Raw genomic sequence first — 19,632 nt, 5'->3', positions numbered from 1 at the left:
TGGCCAGCACGAACCGGTCGCGGCGGCCCTCCAGCAGCTCGCCGAGGACGGCCTCGCTCTGCCCGCCGCGGTAGTTGATCGCTGTGTCGACGACGTTGCCGCCGGCCTCGGCGTACAGATCCAGCATGCGGCGGCACTCCTCCGGCGGCGCGCCCACCCCGCCCTGCTCACCGAAGGTCATCGCCCCCAGGAACAGCTCGGACACCCTCAACCCGGTCGTGCCCAGCAGTCGGTAACGCATCTGTCCTCCTGGCTCGTACGGTCGATGGAGTGATCATCGAGTACGGTGCCGCCCCCGTCCAAGATCTGCCGCGATAGCCGGGGGTTATGGACGGCCGTCTGCGGGAGCCGCGGTATTCCGTGACGACGGCCGGGAAGTTCGGCGTCGTGAGAACTATGCCTGATAGGGGACGGTCGTCTGGGAACTCATGTCGTTGCGGTCCATGACCAAGGGGGCGTGCAGACGGTTCATCGACCTGCAAAACGGTATCTGCCGGACGGTCTACTGATCTAGAAATGTGGGCGTGACGTAACTCCACCCCCTTCCCGAGTCTGGTTTTCCCTGGTGACAGCCTTGAAGGATGAGATACTCCGATAGAAGCGGAGGGCTGTCGGCAGCCGAACGAGAGCGGCGCCAGGCGCTGCGCTTTCGGGCTGCGGACATGTTCGCCGGGAACATCGCCCCGCCCCGGGTCGCCCGCCTGCTGGGCATCACCCGCAAGTCCGCCTATGAGTGGCATGCGCTGTGGAGAAGCGGCGGCACGAACGCGCTGGCCTCCAAGGGCGCCGCCGGGACCGGCTGCAAGCTCACCGCCACGCAACTGGACCGGCTGCAGGCGTTGCTGGATCAGGGCGCGGCCGCGCACGGCTGGGCCGATCAGTGCTGGACCGCGGCGCGCATCGCGCTGCTGATCGCCAACAAGTTCCACATCCGCTATACCGCGCGCGGGGTGGCGTATTTGCTCAAGCGGATCGGCTGGTCGTTTCAGGTGCCCGCGCATCGGGCGATCCGTCGTGATGAGGAGCGCGTGGCCAGCTGGGTGAAGCGGGTGTGGCCGGTGATAAAAGCAGCCGGGCGGTCTGGGGCTCCTGGCTCGTCTTCGCCGACGAGTCCGGCCAAGGCCTGAGGCCGCCCAAGGGCCGCACCTGGGCCCGCACGGGGCAGACCCCGATCCTGCCGGTGGCCTACCGCGGCTCGGGCCGGGTCTCGATCGCCGCGCTGCTCTGCGTCAAACCCGGCCAGCGCACCTGGCTGATCTACCGCACGCTCACCTACCACCGCCGCAAGAACGAGCCCAAGGGCTTTGGCGAGCAGGCCTTCCAAGCGCTGCTGAGCGCCGCACACGCCCAGCCGGGCGGGCCGATCTCGCTGGTCTGGGACAGCCTGCCCAAACACGTCAGTACCACGATGCGTACCTGGATCACCGCGCACGAGCACTGGCTGAGCGTCTACCGGCTGCCGCCGTACGCACCCGATCTCAATCCGGCCGAGGGCATCTGGTCGGCCCTGCGCACCCGGCTGGTCAACTTCACCGTCGATGACATCGACCAGCTCGCCGATCTGATCAGGAGCCGACTCAAGCCCATGCAGTACCAGTCCGACCTGCTCAACGGGTTCATCGCCGCGACAGGTCTCACACTCGACGCGCTGTAACCCCCAGCTTTCAGGCTCTGTACGCTCCGGGGGGAACCTGAGCAGGTTGAAAATGGAGGGGGCCTTGGCCTTGCGGTTCGAGCATCGCGACACCGAGATCGACGCGAGCATCGTCGACCGCGTGTGGCGCACCCGCAGCGATGTCGAGGACACGATGACCTCCGCGGCGCGCACCTGCCAGCATCTGATCCTCTCGCGGACGCGGGGACGCCTGCTCGCCGGTCTGCGCGGGCCGGAGACGAGGGCGACCACCGCACCGGTCTCGCCGGACGCCGAGTTCCTCGGGGTCCGGTTCGCGCTCGGCACGGTTCTTCGGCCGCATCCCGCAGCCTCGGCCATCGATGGGTACGTGCCGTTCCCGGTGACGGACTCGGGCAGGATCGTCATCGGCAGCCAGGACTGGGAGGCGCCGACGTACGAGAACGTCGAGCACTTCGTCCGGCGATTGCAGGACGCGGGTCTGCTGGTGCGATCGCGCCTCGCGGACCAGGAGCACGCCGCCGAGCATCCCAAGGCCAGTCCCACCGAGCGTACCCTTCAGCGTCGCTACCGCGCGATCACGGGGCTGTCGCGAACCGCCGTGACGCAGATCGACCGCGCGAACGCCGCGGCCACGATGCTGCGCGACGGCCACGACTGGCGCACAGTCGTCGAGACGCTCGGGTACTTCGACCAAGCCCACCTCGCACATGCGCTGCGTCGCTACGTCGGGCGCACCGCGCGCGAGCTGCAGGCGGGCGAGTATGCCGCGATGTCGTTCCTGTACAAGACCCACCCGGGGCCCGGCAGCTAGCGTCCGCCTGTCGGCCAACCCCGGCCGGCCGTCCGCAACCCGAATTCAGGGGAGAACCGTGCTGCTCAGCGTCAATATCTTCGTCAGTCTCGACGGCGTCATGCAAGGACCCGGAGCCCCCGACGAGGACCGCTCCGGCGGCTTCGACCGCGGCGGGTGGCTCGTCCCGCACGCCTCGGCGCACACCAACGAGGTCGTCGAGAGCTGGTTCCGTGAGGCCGGTGCGTTCCTGTTCGGTCGCACCAGTTTCGGCCTGCTCGGCGGGTACTGGTCGAAGGTCACCGAACCTGACGACCTGATCGCCACCAAGCTCAACACGTTGCCGAAGTATGTCGTCAGCTCGACGCTGACCGACGAGGAAGCCGACTGGAGCCCGACGACCGTCCTGCGCGGTGACCTGCTCGACGAGGTACGCCGCCTCAAGGAGCTTCCCGGCAAGGAGCTCCAGGTTCACGGAAGCTGGAGGCTCGTGCAGACGCTGCACCGGGCAGGACTCGTCGACGTCTACCGGCTCCTCCAGTACCCGGTCGTCGTCGGGACGGGGAAGAGCCTGTTCCCGGATGGATCGACCCCCGCGACGTTCACCACCGCAGAAGAGCACGCGCGCGTACTGCCCGGCGGCGTCGTCTCGCTGACCCTCACCCCAGCGAGTCTCGGCACGATCTCCGCGGGCGCCTACACCGTGGACGAGGGGCGCTCGGTGACGGTCCCCGGCTGACACCGGTGCCCGACCGGCTTCGGGAGGCTGATCTCCGGCCAAGACGAAGGGGGCCTCAGCTCATCGCCACCACCGGTTCCATTCCGCTGCGCGAAAGCCAGATCAGGAGCCCTTTCCAACCTGGCGGCGCTGGTCAACGCAGGCGCAAGGGGACTGGGTTGAGGTGAGATGAGGCTCCCAGTAAGACAGCAGTCGACCAAGATCCGATGCCCCGACCGGGAGCCTCGTCTCATCCGCTACCGCCTTCTGCAGGTCCGCCGTGACCTGGGCCATCAGGATGAAAAAGCCTCAGTGTTCAGACAACGACTCATCATGTCGTCTCGCTATGGCCACGGTGTAGTCCAGTTGAACCCGCGGAGTCCGCTGGGTCGTCTGCGACCATGGTGAAAATGCAGAGAAGATGGTGCTGATCCAGGACTTTCGCCATGGTCGATAAGCCGCCCTCGACGCCGGGAAAGGACGGCCGCAGCCCTTGACGCTCAGGTCCGGAAGCGTGCCGGGACGCAGACCGGCAGGCGCGCGACGGTATGGCTGTGTTCAGGCCGGCTCCCGGGTTGGGCGTCCCACCTGGATCTCCGCCAGGAGCTCCAGGGTCGCGGCGGCGACGGCGTCCACGGCCCGGTCGAAGGCCGCCGCGTTGCGCGCGGACGGGGACCGGAATCCGGAGATCTTGCGGACGTACTGCAGCGCGGCGGCGCGCACGTCCTCCTCCGTCACGTCCTCGGCGTAGGGCTCACGGAGCGTCTTGATGCTTCGGCACATGCCAGGACCGTACGGCATCCCTGTGACACATTCCCGGACCGTCCCTGTGACGCGTTCCCTTCCCGGGAAGGGGTCCGCGGCGGGAGGGAGGCATTTCCCTCTGGCCGGACACCGCCGTCGTTGTCATACTTTCTCCGGATGGGATCGCGCTTCAGCGGGGAGGAACGCGCCGATGGACACCTCGAACGGCCGGGTGCTGATCCTCATCGTGGTCGCGACCGTCATGTTCTTCGTCGGGCGCCGCTTCCAGCGGACGAAGGACACCTGGGCGGGCTGGGGCAAGGCGGTCAAGGCCGTGGCGGATGCCAGGGGGAAGGTCCCGGGCGCGAAGTCGGCGGCGTGGGCGGCGGCCCGGAGCATGCTCATGGTCGGCGTGGGGGCGGTGATCCTGTTCGCGATCGTCGCGAACGCCATCCGGTACGGCTGACGTCCCGGCGCCGACGGCACCGGACCGCGGTGCTCAGACCCCGAACAGGCGCGCGGCGTTGCCGTGGCACACCGCACGCAGCCAGTCGTCGCCGAGACCGAGGTCCGACAGGCCCCGCAGCGCTTCGCCGTACGGATAGGGGATGTTCGGGAAGTCGGTGCCGAGAAGGATCCGGTCCCCCAGGTCCGCGAGCCGGGGCAGCTGTTCGCGGGGGTAGGGCGAGAGCGCCTCGCTGAACGAGGTGAAGGCCATCGTGGTGTCCAGGCGCACCTCCGGGTAGCGGTCGGCGAGGTCCAGGAACTCGCCGTACTCCGGCATGCCCATGTGCGCCACGACCAGGCGCGACCGCGGGTGCCGGGCCAGCACCCGGGCGATGGGACCGGGACCGGTGTGCCGGCCCGGAGCCGGGCCGGAACCGCAGTGGGTGACGACCGGAATCCCGGCTTCGGCGAGCAGGCCCCACACCTCGTCCAGCAGTTCGTCGCCCGGGTCGTAGTCACCGACCTGGAGGTGGGCCTTGAACACCCGGGCCCCGCCCTCGACGGCGCGGGTGACGTAGTCCGTCACCCCGGGCTCGGGGAAGAAGGTGGCGGTGTGCAGGCAGTCCGGCGTCCGGGAGGCGAACCCGGCCGACCAGTCGTTGAGCCAGGCGGCCATCTGCGGCTTGTGCGGGTAGACCATGGAGGTGAACCGGCGCACGCCGAAGCCGCGCAGCGTGTCCAGCCGCAGCGACTCCTCGGTGCGGTAGGCGATGGGCCATTCCACGCCGGTCAGCGGGCCGACGGAGTCGAAGTAGTTCCAGACCTTGGCCAGCACCCGTTCCGGCATGAAGTGCGTGTGCACGTCGATCAGCCCGGGCAGGCCCAGCTCCCGCCAGAAGGCGGTCACCCGTTCGTGCTCCGCCGCCCGCTCACCCGCCGCGGCCGGTCCGCCCGCCGTCGTCGCCCGCCCGCTCTCCACGAGCCCTCCTTCCGCCGCACGGCCGTCCCCGGTCACGCGCCCACCCTCTCACGGGCGCACGCGGGCCAGCAGATAGTGGTCGCCGTCACGCCAGAGCAGCCGGTCCCCGGCGGCCAGCGCCTCGCCGGGCAGGGCGACCGTCCGGCCGGTGCGCGGGTCGTACACGAGGGACTCGGAGACGTCGCGGTCGATGTGGCGCGCCGAGTAGACCACGATCCGCGTTCCCACGCTCAGCCCCGCCCCGAAGTCGGCGGCTCCGCGGCGCGGCAGGTTCCCGACGGGCGCGTACGGCCGGCCGGTCCGGCGGTCGACGACGCGCAGGGCGTCCCGGTGGACGAAGGCGAGGAGCCCGGGACCGGCGTCGAAGGGCTCCACCCGCGCGGCCGAGGCCGGAAGGCCGCGGACCGCCGTGCTCCCGCCGGTGCGCACGTCCACCTGGAGCAGCGGTCCTTCCCGCAGGACGAACGCGTGGGGATGGGAGAAGGCGACCAGGGTTCCCCGTACCGGCAGGAGCCGGGGGACGTCGGCGCATCCGCGCGCCGTCATCAGCCGTCCCCCCTCCGCCTCCCACACCAGGACGCGACCCGAGAAGAAGAGCGTCCTGCCGGTCCAGCCGGGGAGTGAGCGGACCGGCTGCCGCCCGCTCCGATCCAGGCACCGCAGCCGCTCTCCCCAGGGCCACAGGTGACCGCCCGCACCGGTCGCCATCCGCCACAGGGACCACGGCTTGCCGGTGTCCCGCAGCAGGCGGGCCTCGCGTTCCCCCGGCCCGGCCCGCCACACGCCATGGTGCAGCGCGCCGATCCCCGGGGGGTCCACGACCTCGGAGGCGCCCAGGACCGTGCCGTCCGTGCCGAGCCCCAGGGCCAGCAGCCGCGAGCCGTCCGGGAGCGGACGCCGGATCCTGATGACGCCGTCCCGGTCGATCAGACGGTCGAGACCGGGCGGAACCGGCGCGCCCGCGACCGGTTTCCCGGAGGGGCCCGGCCCGCCGGAGGGAAGCGGGCCGCCGGAGGGGCCCGACGCGCCGGAGGACGTCCGTACCGCCGGAGCGCATCCGGGAAGGACCAGGAGCGCCGAGAGGAGGACTCCGGCGAGGACCAGGTGCCGCGGTTCGTCCATGGGGCCTCTCCTCCGCCGCAGGATCGCCTGTCTCTTGAGACGACACCGGCGGGCGAATCGTTCACGCCGACTCGGCGTGGGAGAGAGACTGCCACGACGACCGGCACACCGGAGGGGATGCCGCGCCGCCACGCGGAACCGCGACGAGCGGAGTCCGGGCGGTCCCGCGGTCAGCGGAACCGGGCGGCCAGCTCCCGCAGCCGCTCCGCCATGGACGACAGTTCGCGGGCCGTCTCCATGGAGGTGGCGGCGTCCTCGGAGGTCGCCAGGGCGGTGGCGGCGATCGTCGCGATGCTTTCTCCGATCTCGCCGCCGCGCCGTACGGCCTCTCCCATGTGACGGGTCATCTCGGTGGTCGTGGAGCTCTGCTGCTCCATCGCGGAGGCGATGGTCGTCTGGAACTCGTTGATCCGCGCGATCACCGCGGCGATCTGGCTGATCGCCTCCACGGCGTCGGCCGTTCCGGCCTGGATGGACTCCACCCGGCGGGAGATGTCCTCGGTGGCGCGGGCGGTCTCCTGCGCCAGGTCCTTGACCTCACCGGCCACGACCGCGAATCCCTTGCCCGCCTCGCCGGCGCGGGCCGCCTCGATGGTGGCGTTCAGCGCGAGCAGGTTGGTCTGCCCCGCGATCATGGAGATGGCCTTGACCACGCTGCCGATCTCGGCGGACGAGCCGTCCAGCTCCGTCATGATCGTGTTGGCGCGCTCGGCCATCGCGACCGCCTCGCCCACCACGCCCACCGCCGAGGTGGTGCTCCGGGAGATCTCGACGGTCGCGGCCCCGATCTCCTCGTTGCCGCGCGCGGTCGTGGCGATGTTGCTCTCGACCGTCCGCGCCGCACCGGCGACGGCCTCCGCCTGGTCACTGGTCTCCTCCGCGGAGGAGGCGATGCGCCGGGACACCTGCGTCATCCGCTCGGCGGAGGCGGCGACCGACGTGGCCGAGCACTTCAGGGCGTCGACCGTCTCCTGAACGCCGCCGATCGCGGTGTCGAGCATGCGGGCCATGGCGCCGATCTCGTCGGCGGACGTCACCTCCGCCCGGCGCGACAGGTCTCCGGAGGCCATCGCGGCCAGGACCGCGGAGACCTCCCGCAGCGGCCGCAGGATGCCCTGGCCGACCAGTCGGGCGACTCCGGCCAGGAGCACGGCGGCGAGCACGCCGATGCCCACGAGCGTCCAGGTGGCCTCGCGGCGCTGGTCGGCGACGGTCGCGACGACGGTGGCAGCGTGCGCGTCCAGCGCGTCGCCGATCGCGGGCAGCCCTTCCTCGACCGTGGTGAACGCCTCGCTGAAGCGTCCGTACGTCTCGGCCCCTGGATCGCCCGCGGCGACCTCGGCCAGCTCCAGGTAGTCGTCCACGGCGGGGGCGGCCTGTCCGGCCGCCCGGTGAACGGAGGCGGGCACCTGCGGGCCGGTGAAGTAGGCGAGCTTCTCGCGCATCGCCGAGGAGTGCTCGGCGAGGTCGTCGCGTGCCTGCGCCCGCTCGGCGTCGTCCGTCGCGACCATGATGCGCAGCACGTCGCCGCGGATGGCGTCGTGCGCCATGTCCGCCTCCAGCGCCATGCGGGTCATCTTCGCCGAGGTCTCCAGGTCGCGCGCCCGCTCCTCGGCCAGGACCAGCTCGCCGACGCCGATGCCCGCCGTGGCGGCCAGCCCCAGCAGCGCGATCCCGACAATCAGGGCAAGTTTCCCGCGGACCGGGCGGTTGTTCAGCCACGACCCGGTCGTGCGCGTCCTGGTCTTCTCCGTGAACTCTTCCATCGTCACGAGGGGGTTATCGGCTCACGCCCGGCGGGTTTGAGTAAAACCTCGGATGCGCGGCCCGGATCAGGAGGTCCGCTCCCCGGCGTGACCCCCGTCTCCGCGGAGCCGGGGGATCGAGGACGAACCGCACGACGCCTCCGAGCCCGGTTAGCTGATCAGCCTCCGGAAAGCGGCCTTGTACGCCGGATCGAGGTAGTAGTCGCTGTGACCGAAGATCCGGGGAGGACCCTCCGCACCGGACCCGCCGAGGGAGGGATCCGCCGGGTCCCACAGGGGTTCGTCGACGCCGCCCGCCGCGGGCGCCCAGGGGAGACTGAACGCGAACACCGGGCCCCCGATGGGGTCGGAGCGCCGGTGGAGGTTGCACCACCGGCAGGAACGCTCCGCGCCGTCCCGCCGCGGGCCGGTGGTGACGGCGTCTTTGAGGACCTGGAGCGTGCCGAGGCCGAAGTAGGCGGGGAAGAAACGCGCGTAGAGCCGGCGCAGCGGTGAGCCGTGGGTGAGCAGGCGGGTGTGACGGCGGTCGGCGGGATCCATCTGCAGGATGAGCGCCGCCGCGATGACGCTGCCCTGACTGTGCCCGGAGACCACGACGGTGTTGTGCTCGTCGCGGACGAGGATCCTGACCCTGTCCAGGAGGTCGGGGATGACACGCTCGGCGTAGCACGGCGGGGCGAGGGGGTGCGTGGCCCGCGGCCAGAACGTGGTGACGTCCCACAGCACGCCCACCGTCGAACGCAGGGCAGGATGCTCGTAGGCCTGCCAGCCGACGTAGACGAGCCCGACGGCCACCCCCGCCGTGACCACGACGCCCAGGGCCACGGCGGGCCCCGTCGGCACGTCGTTGAGACGGATGGTGATCAGGGCTGCGGCGAGCGCGACCGCGGCGGCGGCGACCGCCGCGATCACCGTCATGACCACGTCGGTCTTGTCCGTCAGCCCGGCCGCCGCCCAGCTGCGGCACACGTGCTCGGTGTGCTCCGGATACCTGGCGCGGAGCTCGGGCACCAGCCGCCGCGTCTCCCGCCGCCACGACATCAGCAGCCACAGCGCCAGCAGGGCGGCCGTGAGGGCGGCCAGGAGCATGGCGAGCGTGGACCACCAGTAGGGGCCCGACAACACGATCCTCCCGCCGCCGCCGGTGAAGGACGGCGTGCCCAGGATCTCCGCGACGGCGAACGCCAGCCCGATGGCGAAGACCGCCGCCAGGGCCCAGGCCATCAGCAGCGTCACCGGGCCGGCCAGGCCCCGCATGGCCCGCGGATAGGGCACGGCGGGATCGGCCGGCTCCCTGCTGCGCAGGGCGAGGGCGGCCGTTCCCACGGTGACGGTCGCCAGCAGGGCGGTCTGCGCGGAGAAGAGGACCTCCAGGAGGCCGTGGAAGCCGGGGAGCGCCCGCCGGTCGTCCGGGACGGCCGGGCCTCCTGTGATCACACCGGCGGCGAGGGCCAGGCCGTACAGGAGCAGGGCGAGCGTGCGCAGCCCTGCGCACGCCTTCGTCAGCAGGGACGACCAGCCCGGCTCCCCGCCCGGCCGGTGCCGTACGGCCGCGTAGGGGAGCGCCACCAGCACCACCACCGGCAGGAGCACCGCCTGCGCGCCGAGGCGCAACGCGCCGAAGAGCGGGTCGGAGGTGAAGGGCAGGGTCAGGGCCAGCGCGATCAGCGCGTACCCGAAGGCGACGTGGAGGGAGCGGAGGCGTCCGACGGGGTCGCCGCCGTTCCACATCCGGCGGTTGGCCAGCGGCACCCCGTCCGTGGCGGGGTCGGGCTCGCCCCCGTCCACCGGGCGCCTGTCGAAGCGCGCCCAGGACGTCTTGCCGAACTGCCAGATCAGGGCCAGGACCAGCGCGGGCAGGAGCGAGGCCAGGGCCACCCGGCGGGCGGCGTCACCCGTGCCGGCGCCGGCCAGCCACTCCAGGAGGGTGAAGGTGTGCGGGATCCGGGCCGCCTGCCAGGCGACGACGTCCATCGCGGTCCCGGCGAGGGCGACGATCAGGGTGCCGGTCAGGGACAGTGCGAAAAGCCGCTGCCCGGCGTCGACCAGCAGGCGGAGCGGGGCGTGACGCTCGCGGCCGTCCACCACCCAGCGGGGGGTCATGTAGAAGGCGATGTTGGCCAGCGCGAAGGGCAGCATCAGCAGCCAGAACGCCCGGGACCGGGAACCGGAGGTGAGCCCGCCCCACACGTAGGCCTCCTGCCGCCAGGGGGCGGAGGCGCGGTTGGCGGGGACGTAGATGCCCACCGGGTCACGGGACCTGTCGCCGAGGAACGTGACCTGGTCGGGGCAGCCGGGGAAGAGGACGGACCCGGGTGAGGCCCCCGCCACCCCGTGGATGCGCAGCTCGGTGACGTGCTCGCGGGTCGGGGCGCTGTCGGTGGCCGGCTCTTCGATGGACATTGCGGTTCCTGCGGGTCGAGTGGAGAACACTCCTCCTGTGGGGAGACGGGCGGACCGGCGCGTCCCTCGGAAGAGCGTGACCGTCAGGACACGGAACGCGTTGGCCTCCTACGGAGAACGATACGCAACGGAGGGTGTCCGTACATCGGGAACCGGCCTAGGGGATTCCTCAGCCGTTACCGGAACCGGCTTCTGACTCTCCCTCCTCAACAGCACAAACGTTCTCTCTTCCCTCCGTACGGGGACGAGTGCGACCCGTCCCCTCCGATCGCGGAGAGTGACGGGTCGCGGGCCGGGAGCCGCGTGGCTCAGTTCCCGTAGGCGGGGTGGCCGAAGCCGACGATGGTGTTCATGCTCCGCTTGCGGGTGACGACCTTGTCGCTGACGTTGCCCTCGACCGTGGAGACGGTGCCGTCGGGGTTGACGCCGGTCACCATGCCGATGTGGTCGATGGCCGAGATGTTCTTGGAGCCGCCCCAGTCGAAGAAGACGAGGTCGCCGACGCGCGGCTTGGTGTCGAACCGGCCCTGCTTCTTGAACCACTGGGCGTGCCAGGGGGTGTAGGCGTAGATGCCCATCTGGTCCTGCGCGCCGTGCTGGACGGCCACCCAGGCCAGGAACATGTCGCACCAGGGCGCCGCGGCGAAGCCCTTCTGCTTGGTGTACCCGTCGTACCACTTGCCGTAGAAGCTCGTGCCGTCCGCCGCCTCGCCCTCGCCGACCTTGCTGAGGGCGGTGGAGACGACCCGCTGCACCAGGGCGCTGCCCGACGCCTGCGCGGCCGGAGGCTGGTCGCCGCCGGTCTGGGGCTGGCCGAGGTCCAGCATCCCCGCGGCGCCGGACAGGTCGATCCCCGCGGTCCCGGTCTGCTGGGACTGGTCGGGCGACGGCGGCTCCGGGGCCGTGACCGGGTCCGGCGTCCGAAGGTCCGCGGGCGGGTCCTGGAAGGCCGTGCGATCCTCGAACGCCTGCATCTCCGTCTCGATCTCGGCGATCCGGGCCATCATGTCCGCGAAGGGGGCCTCGCCGGACTGGCTCTCGCCGAACTGGGGAACGTCGGCGACGGCCGCTTCCGCGGGAAGGACGGTGAGACCGACGGCACCGGCGACGAGCAGACCGGCGGCCAGGCTTCCGCGGGAGGAGATGCGCGACAGGACGGACAAAGACGAGCCCCTTCTTCCTGCTGCCCGCCGAGAGGAGGAGCTCCGTCCACGTGGGGAGAGGGCTCGCCCGAGCCGGAGAACCGGCCGGGTGGGCGCGGACCCGCGGGCAGATCGGCCCGCGCCCATCCTGATGTCGGCTGACCATTCGGCGGGCGGGGCCGGGTGCTGAGTAAAGTCCCGGTCTGCTCCGGTTCTAGGAGTGCCCGGCCCGGCGGGGCGGTTCCCGGGAATGCCCGGCGGGGCGGCCGTCAGACCCGGAGCGGCGGCGGCAGGTGGGGCCGGGCGGTCACATGACCGAGGTCGGCTTCGCGGTGAGCGCGGTCCGGAAGGCACGTGCCGTCCCGCCGCGGACCGGCCCGGCACCCGTGACCTCCGGCAGCGGACGTGGCCGTCCGGCACTCCCGGTGCCCGGCCCGCCGTCCCTAGCGTTCCCTCTGCCCCCTTCGCGGAGCTCCCGCTACGGAGCTCTCATTACGGACAAGGAGTCGACAGATGTCCCCATCATGGCTGCCGCGTTTCGGCGCGGCCTGCGGAGTCCTTCTGGGACTGTCCATCGGCGTGCCCGGGATCATCGAGGCGTTCACCGGAGAGACGGCCCTCACGAGCTTCGTCATCGGGCTCGGAGCGGCCTTCGGCATCCCCGCGGCGACCGCCTTCTACCTGCACCAGAGCGACGCGGCCGGGCGCTTCGGCGCCGTGGCGTACGCGGTGAACCTCATCGGCCTCACGCTGTTCACCGGGGTGGCGTTCGCGCTGAACCTGGTGATCTTCTTCCTGGCCGAGCCGGTCACCGCCGCCCTGCTCGCCGGGCCCACCAGGATCGCCGTGTTCGGCGGCATGGCGGTCTTCGTCGCCGGGACCGTCCTGTTCGGCGTGTCGATGGTGCGCGCCCGGGTGTTCCCGCGCCCGGCCGCGTGGGGGTACATGGTCTCGCTCGTCGCCCTGACCGCGCTGGCGCCCCTGCCCGACACCCCGTTCACCAGCATCGTGCACGTGGTCGTGTGCGGGGTGCTGATCTGGATGTCGCTGTCGGTGCGGTCCGCGAAGACGACGGCGGCGCCGGCCGTAGGCTGACGCCGTGTCCTCCATACGGCCCCTGCCCTGGGTCTCTCCCGTGCTCTACGCGACGGTGCTGGCCGCCGGCCTGTACGCCGGGATGGCGGGGCTCGGCACCACCCACGTGGCACCGTTCACCGGTGGCCTCGCCGCCCTGTTCGCGATCGATCTGCTGGAGCGGCGCCGCTTTCCCGCGGGCACCCCGCCCTGGCCGGCGGTCGCGTCACTCTGCGCCCGCGTGGCCCTGTTCGCCGCGGTGGCGCTGGCGGACGGCTCGGGACTGTCGCGGGCGCTGTTCGTCCTGGTGCCGTTCACCGCCTACTTCACCTTCGGCCGGACGGCCGCCGTCGTGCTCGCGGCGGGGTGCGCGGGGCTGGTCGTGGCGGGGTACGAGCTGGGCCCCGGCCGCTGGTACACCGACGCGGAGCAGGTCTCCGACCTGCTGATGTTCTGCGTGGGCCTGGTCCTCGTCATCGCGGCGGCGGCCACGGCCGTGGAGGAACGGCGGGGGAGGGCGCGGCTGGAGGAGTCCCACCGGCAGCTGGAGGAGTCCCACCGGCGGCTGGCCGCGTACTCCGCCCAGGTGGCCGAGCTGTCGGCGGCGGCCGAGCGCAACCGGGTCGCCCGGGACATCCACGACGACCTCGGTCACCATCTCACGGCCGTCGTCGTGCTGCTGGAGAAGGCCACGGCCTTCCGGGAGCGTGATCCCGGGGAGGCTCAGCGCGCGATCGACGACGCGTACCGCTCGGCCAGGCGCGCCCTGGACGACGTGCGGCACTCGGTCCGCACGCTGCGGGCCGGCCCCGCCCCGTTCCGCCTGTCCACCGCGCTCGCCGACCTCGTGGACGGCCAGGCCGACGACGGGCGGGTGGCCGTCACGCTGGAGTTCACCGGCGACGAGAGCGGATACGGCGTCCCGGCGCTGACCGCGCTCTACCGCGCGGCCCAGGAGGGGATCACCAATGCCCGGCGGCACGCGGACGCCACCCGGGTCCGGATCGCCGTCGCCCTCGGCGGGTCCGCGGCCCGGATGACGGTCGCCGACGACGGCAGGGGTTTCCCACCGGGACGCGAGGGCTTCGGCCTGCTCGGCATGAGGGAGCGGGTCGAACAGACCGGAGGCCGGGTGGAGATCGGCGGCGGCCCGGGCGCCGGCACATGTCTGACGGTCACCATCCCCCGGGGAGGCGAGTCGTGACGGACGAGCAGGTGAGCGTCCTGGTCGTCGACGACCAGGGGCTGATCCGCGAGAGCATCGCCTCCCTGCTCGGCATCCAGCCCGGGATCACGGTCCTGGGCACCGCCGCCGACGGCCGCGACGCCGTCGAGAAGACGGTGGAGCTGGGGCCGGACGTGGTCCTCATGGACGTCCGCATGCCCGTGATGGACGGGATCCGGGCCGTCGCGGAACTGCGGCGCCGCGCCCCGGCCTGCCGGGTGGTCATGCTGACCACTTTCGACGACGAGGAGTACGTCGTGGAGGCGCTGCGGGCGGGCGCGGCCGGGTACCTGCTGAAGGACCTCCCGGCGCGTGAGCTCGCGGCGGCGGTACGGCTCGCGCACGCCGGCGTCGTGCAGTTCGACCCGGCGGCTACCGCCCGCCTGGCGACGGCGCTGTCCCGTTCCGCCCCCGCCAGCCCCCGGGGCCCGGTGGATCCCGCGAGCGCCGCTCGTGCCGTGAATCCCGGCACTCTCCCGAGCACCCCTCCCAGCACCCCTCCGAGTCCCGGAGACTCTTCGCGCCCCGGAAGCTCCGCAGGCCCGGGGGCGGACCTGGGACTGACCGGCCGGGAGATCGAGGTGCTCCGGCTGGTCGCCCGGGGCTCGACCAACCGGGAGATCGCCGAACGCCTCTACCTCAGTGAGGGCACGGTCAAGAACCACATCTCCCGCATCCTCGGCAGGCTCGGGTTGCGCGACCGTACCCAGGCGGCCATCTACGCCCGCGACAGAGGCCTGCTGTGAGACCTGTCCGGCACTCGGGCGGGACGACCGGAGCGGGCCAGGCGCCGGGGCGCGGGCTCAGCGGCCGTCCCCGGTGCGATGCTCCGCCAGGTTGGTCAACGCCAGGATGCGGATCACGAGGGTGACGGGAACCCCGAAGGCCGGGACGAGGTTCATCGGCGGTGTGGCCATCAGACCGGTGTCGACGTCGCCGTACAGGACGCCGGCCGGGCTGTCGGAGTACAGGACGCCGAGAGTCCGGTCCCGCGTCCTCAGCGGAAGAACGACAGGACCATCTCCACCAGCGCGTCCACGTCACCGTCGACCATCGGCTCGCCGGTCATGCCCATTCGGTGGAGCAGGGTCCCGATGACGACGTCGATGAGGAACAGGACCCGGTGCTCCGGCTCGCCGAGCGCCTCCTGGAGCGCGAGCCGGTAGGGGTCCTGCAGCCGCGAGGAGAGGATCTCGCGCAGCTCCGGATCGCTGACGCCGTCACTGAACACGCCCGCGAACGCGTCACCCACCCCCGGCTCACCGAGCTTGCCCGCGGTCCAGCGGATGGCCGAAGCAATGATCTCGGCCCGGCCGTCCCCCTCCAGCGGCACCGGGCCGAACGCGTCGAGCAGGCAGTCCACGATCAGCGCCCCCTTCGTCGGCCAGCGACGGTAGATCGTCGTCTTCGCGATGCCGGCCGCGGCGGCGATGCGCTCCACCGTGGCGCGCGCGTAGCCCAGCTCGTGGACCGTGCTCAGCGTCGTGGCGAAGACCACGTCGTTGATACCGGAACGCGGGCGGCCGGGCGGCCGGGCGGGTGTGCTCGAAGTCATGCGCACATGATACCGATTTGCGCTACCTTGGGTTTCGAAACCATAGGTATCGAAACTTGAGGAGAAGAATGACCGACATCACTGAGATGCGGCCTGCGGAGCCGGACTGGTCCACGGTGACGGCCGAGGAATTGATCGCCTTCCGGGACGCCGAGAACCGCGTCCGGGCGTCCACGGCGGCACGGGTGATCACCGGGGAGCCGGACCCCGGCGCCACGATCGGCTGGCAGCAGGTGGCGCTGCCCGGCCGCGAGCTCCCCGTCCGGGTGTACCGACCCTCGGACGCAGGCGCCCTGCCCCTCGTGATCCACGTGCACGGGGGCGCCTTCGTCGGTACGGCCGTGCAGAGCGACTGGGTCAACAGCCACCTCGCCGCCCACCTGCCGGCGGTCGTCGTCTCGGTCGAGCACCGCCTCCTCGACTGGGAGACGCCGCTGTCCGCCGCCGTCGACGACGGCTGGGACGTGCTCCGGCACGTGCTGGAGCACGCCGGGACGTGGGGCGTCGATCCGGCCCGCGTCGCCGTCTTCGGCGAGAGCTGCGGCGGGCTGATCGGCGCGCTGGCGGCCACCAGGGCCAGGCGGGCCGGCCTGGGGCTGCGGGCTCAGGTCCTGGTCAACCCGGTGGTCGACGTGACTCCGGCGGCCTGGGCGTACGACTCGGCGACCCAGTACGCGACGACGCCCACGCTGTCCATGCCGCTGCTGCGGTTCTTCCAGCGGCTGGCCATACCCGAGGGCACCGACGCCCGCGCGCTGTCGCCGCTGTACGCCGAAGACCTGAACGGGCTGGCCCCGGCACTGGTGGTGGTGCCGACCGCCGACCCGATCGCCGACCACGGCCGCCGCTACGCCGAGCGGCTCCGGGTGGCCGGGACGCCCGCGCGGCTCAGCGAGTACCCGGAGGCGGGGCACGCGTTCCTGAGCATGCCGGGCATGGCGCCCCAGGCGACGCCCGCCCGGGCGGAGATCCTCGCCTTCCTCCGGGAGTCCCTCGGCGAGTGACGCCCGACGCGAACGACCTGGAACCGGCCGTCCACATGGGTCAGCGTGCTCGCCCGCACCCTGCCGTCGGCCAGGACGGCCGGGTCCGGCCGTGCCTCGTTCACCACGATGGCCCGAGCACGGCGGCACCGCCGGCTTCCGCCACCCGCTTCCCGCCGGGGAGCGTCCCCTGACCGCTCGACGCAAGGAAGGACGTTCGGCATGACAATCACCTCCGACGCCGGACACGTCCAGGCCGGGCCGCCGCCCACGCCGCCGCCCGGCCCCGACCCCGATCCCGCGCACGGAGCCCGCCTGAACAGGCTGCTGCGCCCGCACGCCCGGAGTTTCGCAGCCGTCGTCGGCTTCCAGGTCATCGGCGCCGTCGCGGGGCTGGCGCCGCTGCTGGCGGTCGCCGAACTCGGCCGGATCCTGCTGGCGCCCGGCCCGATCGATCCCGGCCGGGTCTGGCCCGTGGTGCTCACCGGCGCGGCGGGGCTGTTCGTCCGACTGGCGTTCACCGCTGCGTCGTCCGGGATCGGGCACATCGTGGACGGCGAGGTGCAGCTCGCGCTCCGCCGGCAACTGGCCGCCCGGCTGGGCCGGGTGCCGATCGGCTGGTTCTCCCGCCGCCGCACCGGCGAGCTGGCCAAGGTGGTGGGACAGGACGTCAGCGCCGTGCACCCGTTCATCGCCCACGCCCCCGGGGAGCTCGTCGCGGCGTTCGTGCTGCCACTGCTCTCGCTGGTCTACCTGTTCACCGTCGACTGGCGGCTCACGCTGATCACGCTGATCCCGGTGGTGCTGGCCGTGGCGCACGTCCCTCTGATGATGACCCCGGCCCGGCTGCGGGAGGAGAAGCAGTTCGACGCGGCCATGGGGCAGATCGCCAACTCCGTCGTCGAGTTCGTCCAGGGCATCGCGGTGGTCAAGGCGTTCGGCGGTTCCGGGCGCGCCCACCGCAGGTTCCGTACGGCCACCGACGACTTCGTCGGCATCTACCGCCGCTTCGTGCGCGGCCTGTCCGTGATCGCCGCCGGAATGCAGCTGGTGCTGTCACCGCCGTTCGTGCTGCTGGTCGTGCTGATCGGCGGCACCGCCCTGATCATGAACGGCGGCCTGCCCCCGGCGGACCTGCTGCCTTTCCTGCTGCTGGGACTGGGCCTGACCGCTCCGGTGGAGGCCCTCATCGCCCACAGTCTCGACGACCTGCAGGCCGCCAGGCGCGCGGTCGGCCGGATCCGGGACGTGCTCGAGGCGGCGCCGCTGCCGGAGCCGGAACATCCGCTCCCGCCGCAGGGCCACCGGGTGGAACTGCGTGACGTGCGCTTCGGTTACGACGCCGATCGCGAGGTGCTGCGCGGGATCGACCTGGTCCTCGAACCGGGCACGGTCACCGCGATCGTCGGGCCCTCGGGCAGCGGTAAGTCCACGCTGGTCCAGTTGCTGCCGCGCTTCTTCGACCCGACTCACGGTTCGGTCGCCCTGGGCGGCGTCGACCTACGGGAGCTCAGCAGCCACGACCTCTACCGGAAGGTCTCCTTCGTCCTCCAGGACGTGCGCCTGCTGCGCGCGTCGGTCGCCGACAACATCGCGCTCGCCGTACCGCATGCCGACCTCGACGAGGTGATGCACGCAGCCGAGACGGCGAACATCCATGATCGGATTCTTGAGCTGCCACGCGGTTACGACACGGTGCTCGGGCAGGAGGCCGAGCTGTCGGGCGGTGAGGCGCAGCGGATCGCGCTGGCCCGCGCGCTGCTGGCCGACACGCCCGTGCTGGTCCTGGACGAGGCGACCGCATTCGCCGACCCGCAGACCGAGCAGGCGGTACGGCGGGCATTGGCGGCGTTGAAGGGCGGTCGCACGATCCTGGTCATCGCCCACCGCCTGGAGACGGTCGCCGACGCCGACACCGTCGTGATGCTGGACAACGGGTCGATCGTCGAACAGGGCAGGCCCGCCGACCTCCTGGCAGAGGACGGTAAGTTCGCTGCCTTCTGGCACTCCGAGGAGTACCGATGATTCGCATGCTGCTGCGTGTCCTGGGCTATGATCACGCCCGGCCGGTGCGCCGCACCGTGGCCTTGATGACGATGACCGCCATCGTCGAGGGCCTGTCCTACGCCCTGCTGGTTCCCGTGCTGCGGGCCCTGTTCGGCAGCGACCCCGCAGACGCGCTGCCCTGGCTGATCGCCTTCGGCGGCGCGGTCGCGGTCTACGCGGTGCTGCGCTATGTCAGCGACCTGTTCGGGTTCCGCGCCGGGATCACGCTGTTGCGCGGCATGTATCACCGCCTCGGTGATCATCTGGCCCGGCTGCCCCTGGGCTGGTACAGCGGCGGCCGGGTCGGTGAGGTGTCCGTCCTGGCCAGTCAGGGCGTGCTGGAGACGATGGGCGTGATCGCGCATCTGCTGGCGCCCTACATCTCCGCCTGCGTCACCCCGCTGACGATCGTCGCGGTGATGCTCGCGTTCAACTGGCAGCTGGGGCTGGCCGCGCTGGTCGCCGTGCCGCTTGTGGCGGTGGCCCAGATCTGGACCGGCCGCTCGATGGCCGCAGGCGATGCCGACCGTCACGAACGTGACACCGAGGCCGCCGGGCGGGTCGTCGAGTACCTCCAGGCCCAGCCGGTGCTGCGGGCCGGCGGCCGGAGTGCCCAACGCTTCGCGTTGCTCGACGACGCGCTGCGGGAACTTCAGCGCGCCTCCCGCCGTACCGTGTTGTCGGCGCTGCCCGGCGCGGTGGGCCTGACGCTCACGGTGCAGGCGGTCTTCACCGCGCTGCTGGTTCTGGGCGCCTACCTCGCGCTCGGCGGGGACATCGGCGCGGCGGAGGTGCTGACGATCCTGGTGCTGGCCGCCCGCTGCGCCGATCCGGTCCTGTCGCTGGCGGACATCGGCGGCAAACTCCGCAGCGCGCGCTCCGAGCTGGACCGGCTCGACGCGGTCCTGCGCACCGAGCCGCTGCCGGAAGCGCGTGAACCGGTCCGGCCGGTGGGCCATGACCTGGAGCTGGAGGCCGTCGCCTTCCGGCACGGCGACCGCG

At 71.9% G+C, this 19,632-nt stretch carries 18 protein-coding genes; 10 read left to right on the top strand and 8 right to left on the bottom strand.

Annotated features, from left to right (window positions below):
- On the bottom strand, positions 1-241 hold a 241-nt coding region (locus tag IEZ08_RS36905), incomplete at its 3' end, for an aldo/keto reductase (protein ID WP_189244032.1).
- Between the two features lie 340 nt (positions 242-581).
- Between IEZ08_RS36905 and IEZ08_RS40810 the strand changes: the two genes are divergently transcribed.
- The 3 genes from IEZ08_RS40810 (at position 582) to IEZ08_RS36885 (ending at position 3,165) form a co-directional block, all read left to right on the top strand.
- Positions 582-1,654 (top strand): IS630 family transposase gene (locus IEZ08_RS40810; RefSeq protein ID WP_444544062.1). Its coding sequence is split into 2 segments (ribosomal slippage): positions 582-1,125 and positions 1,125-1,654, totalling 1,074 coding nucleotides; the frame shifts between segments, so codons are not numbered across the junction.
- Between the two features lie 64 nt (positions 1,655-1,718).
- Positions 1,719-2,447 (top strand): helix-turn-helix domain-containing protein, encoded by a 729-nt coding sequence (locus IEZ08_RS36890; protein ID WP_068928764.1) that lies wholly within the window; start codon positions 1,719-1,721, stop codon positions 2,445-2,447.
- 58 nt (positions 2,448-2,505) lie between these two features.
- A complete protein-coding gene (locus IEZ08_RS36885) occupies positions 2,506-3,165 on the top strand; it encodes a dihydrofolate reductase family protein (protein ID WP_068923355.1) in 660 nt (219 codons plus the stop codon).
- Positions 3,166-3,702: 537 nt separating this feature from the next.
- On the opposite strand, the gene IEZ08_RS36880 is transcribed toward IEZ08_RS36885, so the two are convergent.
- Positions 3,703-3,927, bottom strand: a complete 225-nt coding sequence (locus IEZ08_RS36880; protein WP_068923356.1) for a DUF2277 domain-containing protein — start codon at positions 3,925-3,927, stop codon at positions 3,703-3,705.
- Positions 3,928-4,099: 172 nt separating this feature from the next.
- Between IEZ08_RS36880 and IEZ08_RS36875 the strand changes: the two genes are divergently transcribed.
- Positions 4,100-4,354: a hypothetical protein gene (locus IEZ08_RS36875; protein ID WP_068923357.1), complete on the top strand. Its 255-nt coding sequence runs from the start codon at positions 4,100-4,102 to the stop codon at positions 4,352-4,354.
- A gap of 33 nt (positions 4,355-4,387) precedes the next feature.
- Here IEZ08_RS36875 and IEZ08_RS36870 read toward each other — a convergent pair whose 3' ends face one another.
- The 5 genes from IEZ08_RS36870 to IEZ08_RS36850 all read right to left on the bottom strand — a co-directional run bounded on the left by IEZ08_RS36870 (position 4,388) and on the right by IEZ08_RS36850 (position 11,768).
- Positions 4,388-5,242, bottom strand: a complete 855-nt coding sequence (locus IEZ08_RS36870; RefSeq protein WP_203863664.1) for an amidohydrolase family protein — start codon at positions 5,240-5,242, stop codon at positions 4,388-4,390.
- A gap of 120 nt (positions 5,243-5,362) precedes the next feature.
- Positions 5,363-6,436, bottom strand: coding sequence for a hypothetical protein (locus IEZ08_RS36865; protein WP_189244029.1), 1,074 nt, complete (start codon positions 6,434-6,436; stop codon positions 5,363-5,365).
- Positions 6,437-6,606: 170 nt separating this feature from the next.
- Complete coding sequence (locus IEZ08_RS36860; RefSeq protein ID WP_189244028.1) at positions 6,607-8,202, bottom strand: methyl-accepting chemotaxis protein; 1,596 nt, start codon at positions 8,200-8,202, stop codon at positions 6,607-6,609.
- A gap of 150 nt (positions 8,203-8,352) precedes the next feature.
- Positions 8,353-10,605 carry a hypothetical protein gene (locus IEZ08_RS36855; protein WP_068923361.1) on the bottom strand — a complete coding sequence of 751 codons (2,253 nt, stop codon included), beginning with the start codon at positions 10,603-10,605 and terminating at the stop codon, positions 8,353-8,355.
- A gap of 308 nt (positions 10,606-10,913) precedes the next feature.
- Positions 10,914-11,768 carry a CHAP domain-containing protein gene (locus IEZ08_RS36850; RefSeq protein WP_068923362.1) on the bottom strand — a complete coding sequence of 285 codons (855 nt, stop codon included), beginning with the start codon at positions 11,766-11,768 and terminating at the stop codon, positions 10,914-10,916.
- A gap of 492 nt (positions 11,769-12,260) precedes the next feature.
- Here IEZ08_RS36850 and IEZ08_RS36845 point away from each other — a divergent pair, with 492 nt between their 5' ends.
- The 3 genes from IEZ08_RS36845 to IEZ08_RS40565 are packed head-to-tail and all read left to right on the top strand — an operon-like array spanning position 12,261 to position 14,792.
- Positions 12,261-12,842 (top strand): hypothetical protein, encoded by a 582-nt coding sequence (locus IEZ08_RS36845; RefSeq protein ID WP_068923363.1) that lies wholly within the window; start codon positions 12,261-12,263, stop codon positions 12,840-12,842.
- A gap of 4 nt (positions 12,843-12,846) precedes the next feature.
- Positions 12,847-14,025, top strand: a complete 1,179-nt coding sequence (locus IEZ08_RS36840) for a sensor histidine kinase (RefSeq protein WP_203863658.1) — start codon at positions 12,847-12,849, stop codon at positions 14,023-14,025.
- Complete coding sequence (locus tag IEZ08_RS40565) at positions 14,022-14,792, top strand: response regulator transcription factor (protein ID WP_275424753.1); 771 nt, start codon at positions 14,022-14,024, stop codon at positions 14,790-14,792. The genes IEZ08_RS36840 and IEZ08_RS40565 overlap by 4 nt, the downstream gene beginning before the upstream one ends.
- Before the next feature lie 251 nt (positions 14,793-15,043).
- Here IEZ08_RS40565 and IEZ08_RS36830 read toward each other — a convergent pair whose 3' ends face one another.
- On the bottom strand, positions 15,044-15,601 hold the full coding sequence (locus tag IEZ08_RS36830) for a TetR/AcrR family transcriptional regulator (RefSeq protein WP_068923365.1): 558 nt from the start codon (positions 15,599-15,601) through the stop codon (positions 15,044-15,046).
- 68 nt (positions 15,602-15,669) lie between these two features.
- On the opposite strand from IEZ08_RS36830, the gene IEZ08_RS36825 reads away from it, so the two are divergent.
- The 3 genes from IEZ08_RS36825 to IEZ08_RS36815 all read left to right on the top strand — a co-directional run.
- Positions 15,670-16,605 (top strand): alpha/beta hydrolase, encoded by a 936-nt coding sequence (locus IEZ08_RS36825; RefSeq protein ID WP_068923366.1) that lies wholly within the window; start codon positions 15,670-15,672, stop codon positions 16,603-16,605.
- A 201-nt stretch (positions 16,606-16,806) separates the two neighbouring features.
- Positions 16,807-18,609 carry an ABC transporter ATP-binding protein gene (locus IEZ08_RS36820; protein ID WP_189244027.1) on the top strand — a complete coding sequence of 601 codons (1,803 nt, stop codon included), beginning with the start codon at positions 16,807-16,809 and terminating at the stop codon, positions 18,607-18,609.
- On the top strand, positions 18,606-19,632 hold a 1,027-nt coding region (locus IEZ08_RS36815; RefSeq protein ID WP_189244026.1), incomplete at its 3' end, for an ABC transporter transmembrane domain-containing protein. The genes IEZ08_RS36820 and IEZ08_RS36815, both read left to right, overlap by 4 nt.

The organism is Planobispora rosea, from assembly GCF_014648175.1.
Classification (GTDB): domain Bacteria; phylum Actinomycetota; class Actinomycetes; order Streptosporangiales; family Streptosporangiaceae; genus Planobispora; species Planobispora rosea.
This window is presented reverse-complemented; position numbering and strand designations above follow the sequence as displayed.

Coding starts and splice junctions, on each gene's coding strand:
- IEZ08_RS36875 (WP_068923357.1), top strand. CDS start 4,100: ATGGACACCTCGAACGGCCGGGTGCTGATCCTCATCGTGGTCGCGACC.
- IEZ08_RS36820 (WP_189244027.1), top strand. CDS start 16,807: ATGACAATCACCTCCGACGCCGGACACGTCCAGGCCGGGCCGCCGCCC.
- IEZ08_RS36845 (WP_068923363.1), top strand. CDS start 12,261: ATGTCCCCATCATGGCTGCCGCGTTTCGGCGCGGCCTGCGGAGTCCTT.
- IEZ08_RS36865 (WP_189244029.1), bottom strand. CDS start 6,436: ATGGACGAACCGCGGCACCTGGTCCTCGCCGGAGTCCTCCTCTCGGCG.
- IEZ08_RS36860 (WP_189244028.1), bottom strand. CDS start 8,202: ATGGAAGAGTTCACGGAGAAGACCAGGACGCGCACGACCGGGTCGTGG.
- IEZ08_RS36855 (WP_068923361.1), bottom strand. CDS start 10,605: ATGTCCATCGAAGAGCCGGCCACCGACAGCGCCCCGACCCGCGAGCAC.
- IEZ08_RS36880 (WP_068923356.1), bottom strand. CDS start 3,927: ATGTGCCGAAGCATCAAGACGCTCCGTGAGCCCTACGCCGAGGACGTG.
- IEZ08_RS36825 (WP_068923366.1), top strand. CDS start 15,670: ATGACCGACATCACTGAGATGCGGCCTGCGGAGCCGGACTGGTCCACG.
- IEZ08_RS36830 (WP_068923365.1), bottom strand. CDS start 15,601: ATGACTTCGAGCACACCCGCCCGGCCGCCCGGCCGCCCGCGTTCCGGT.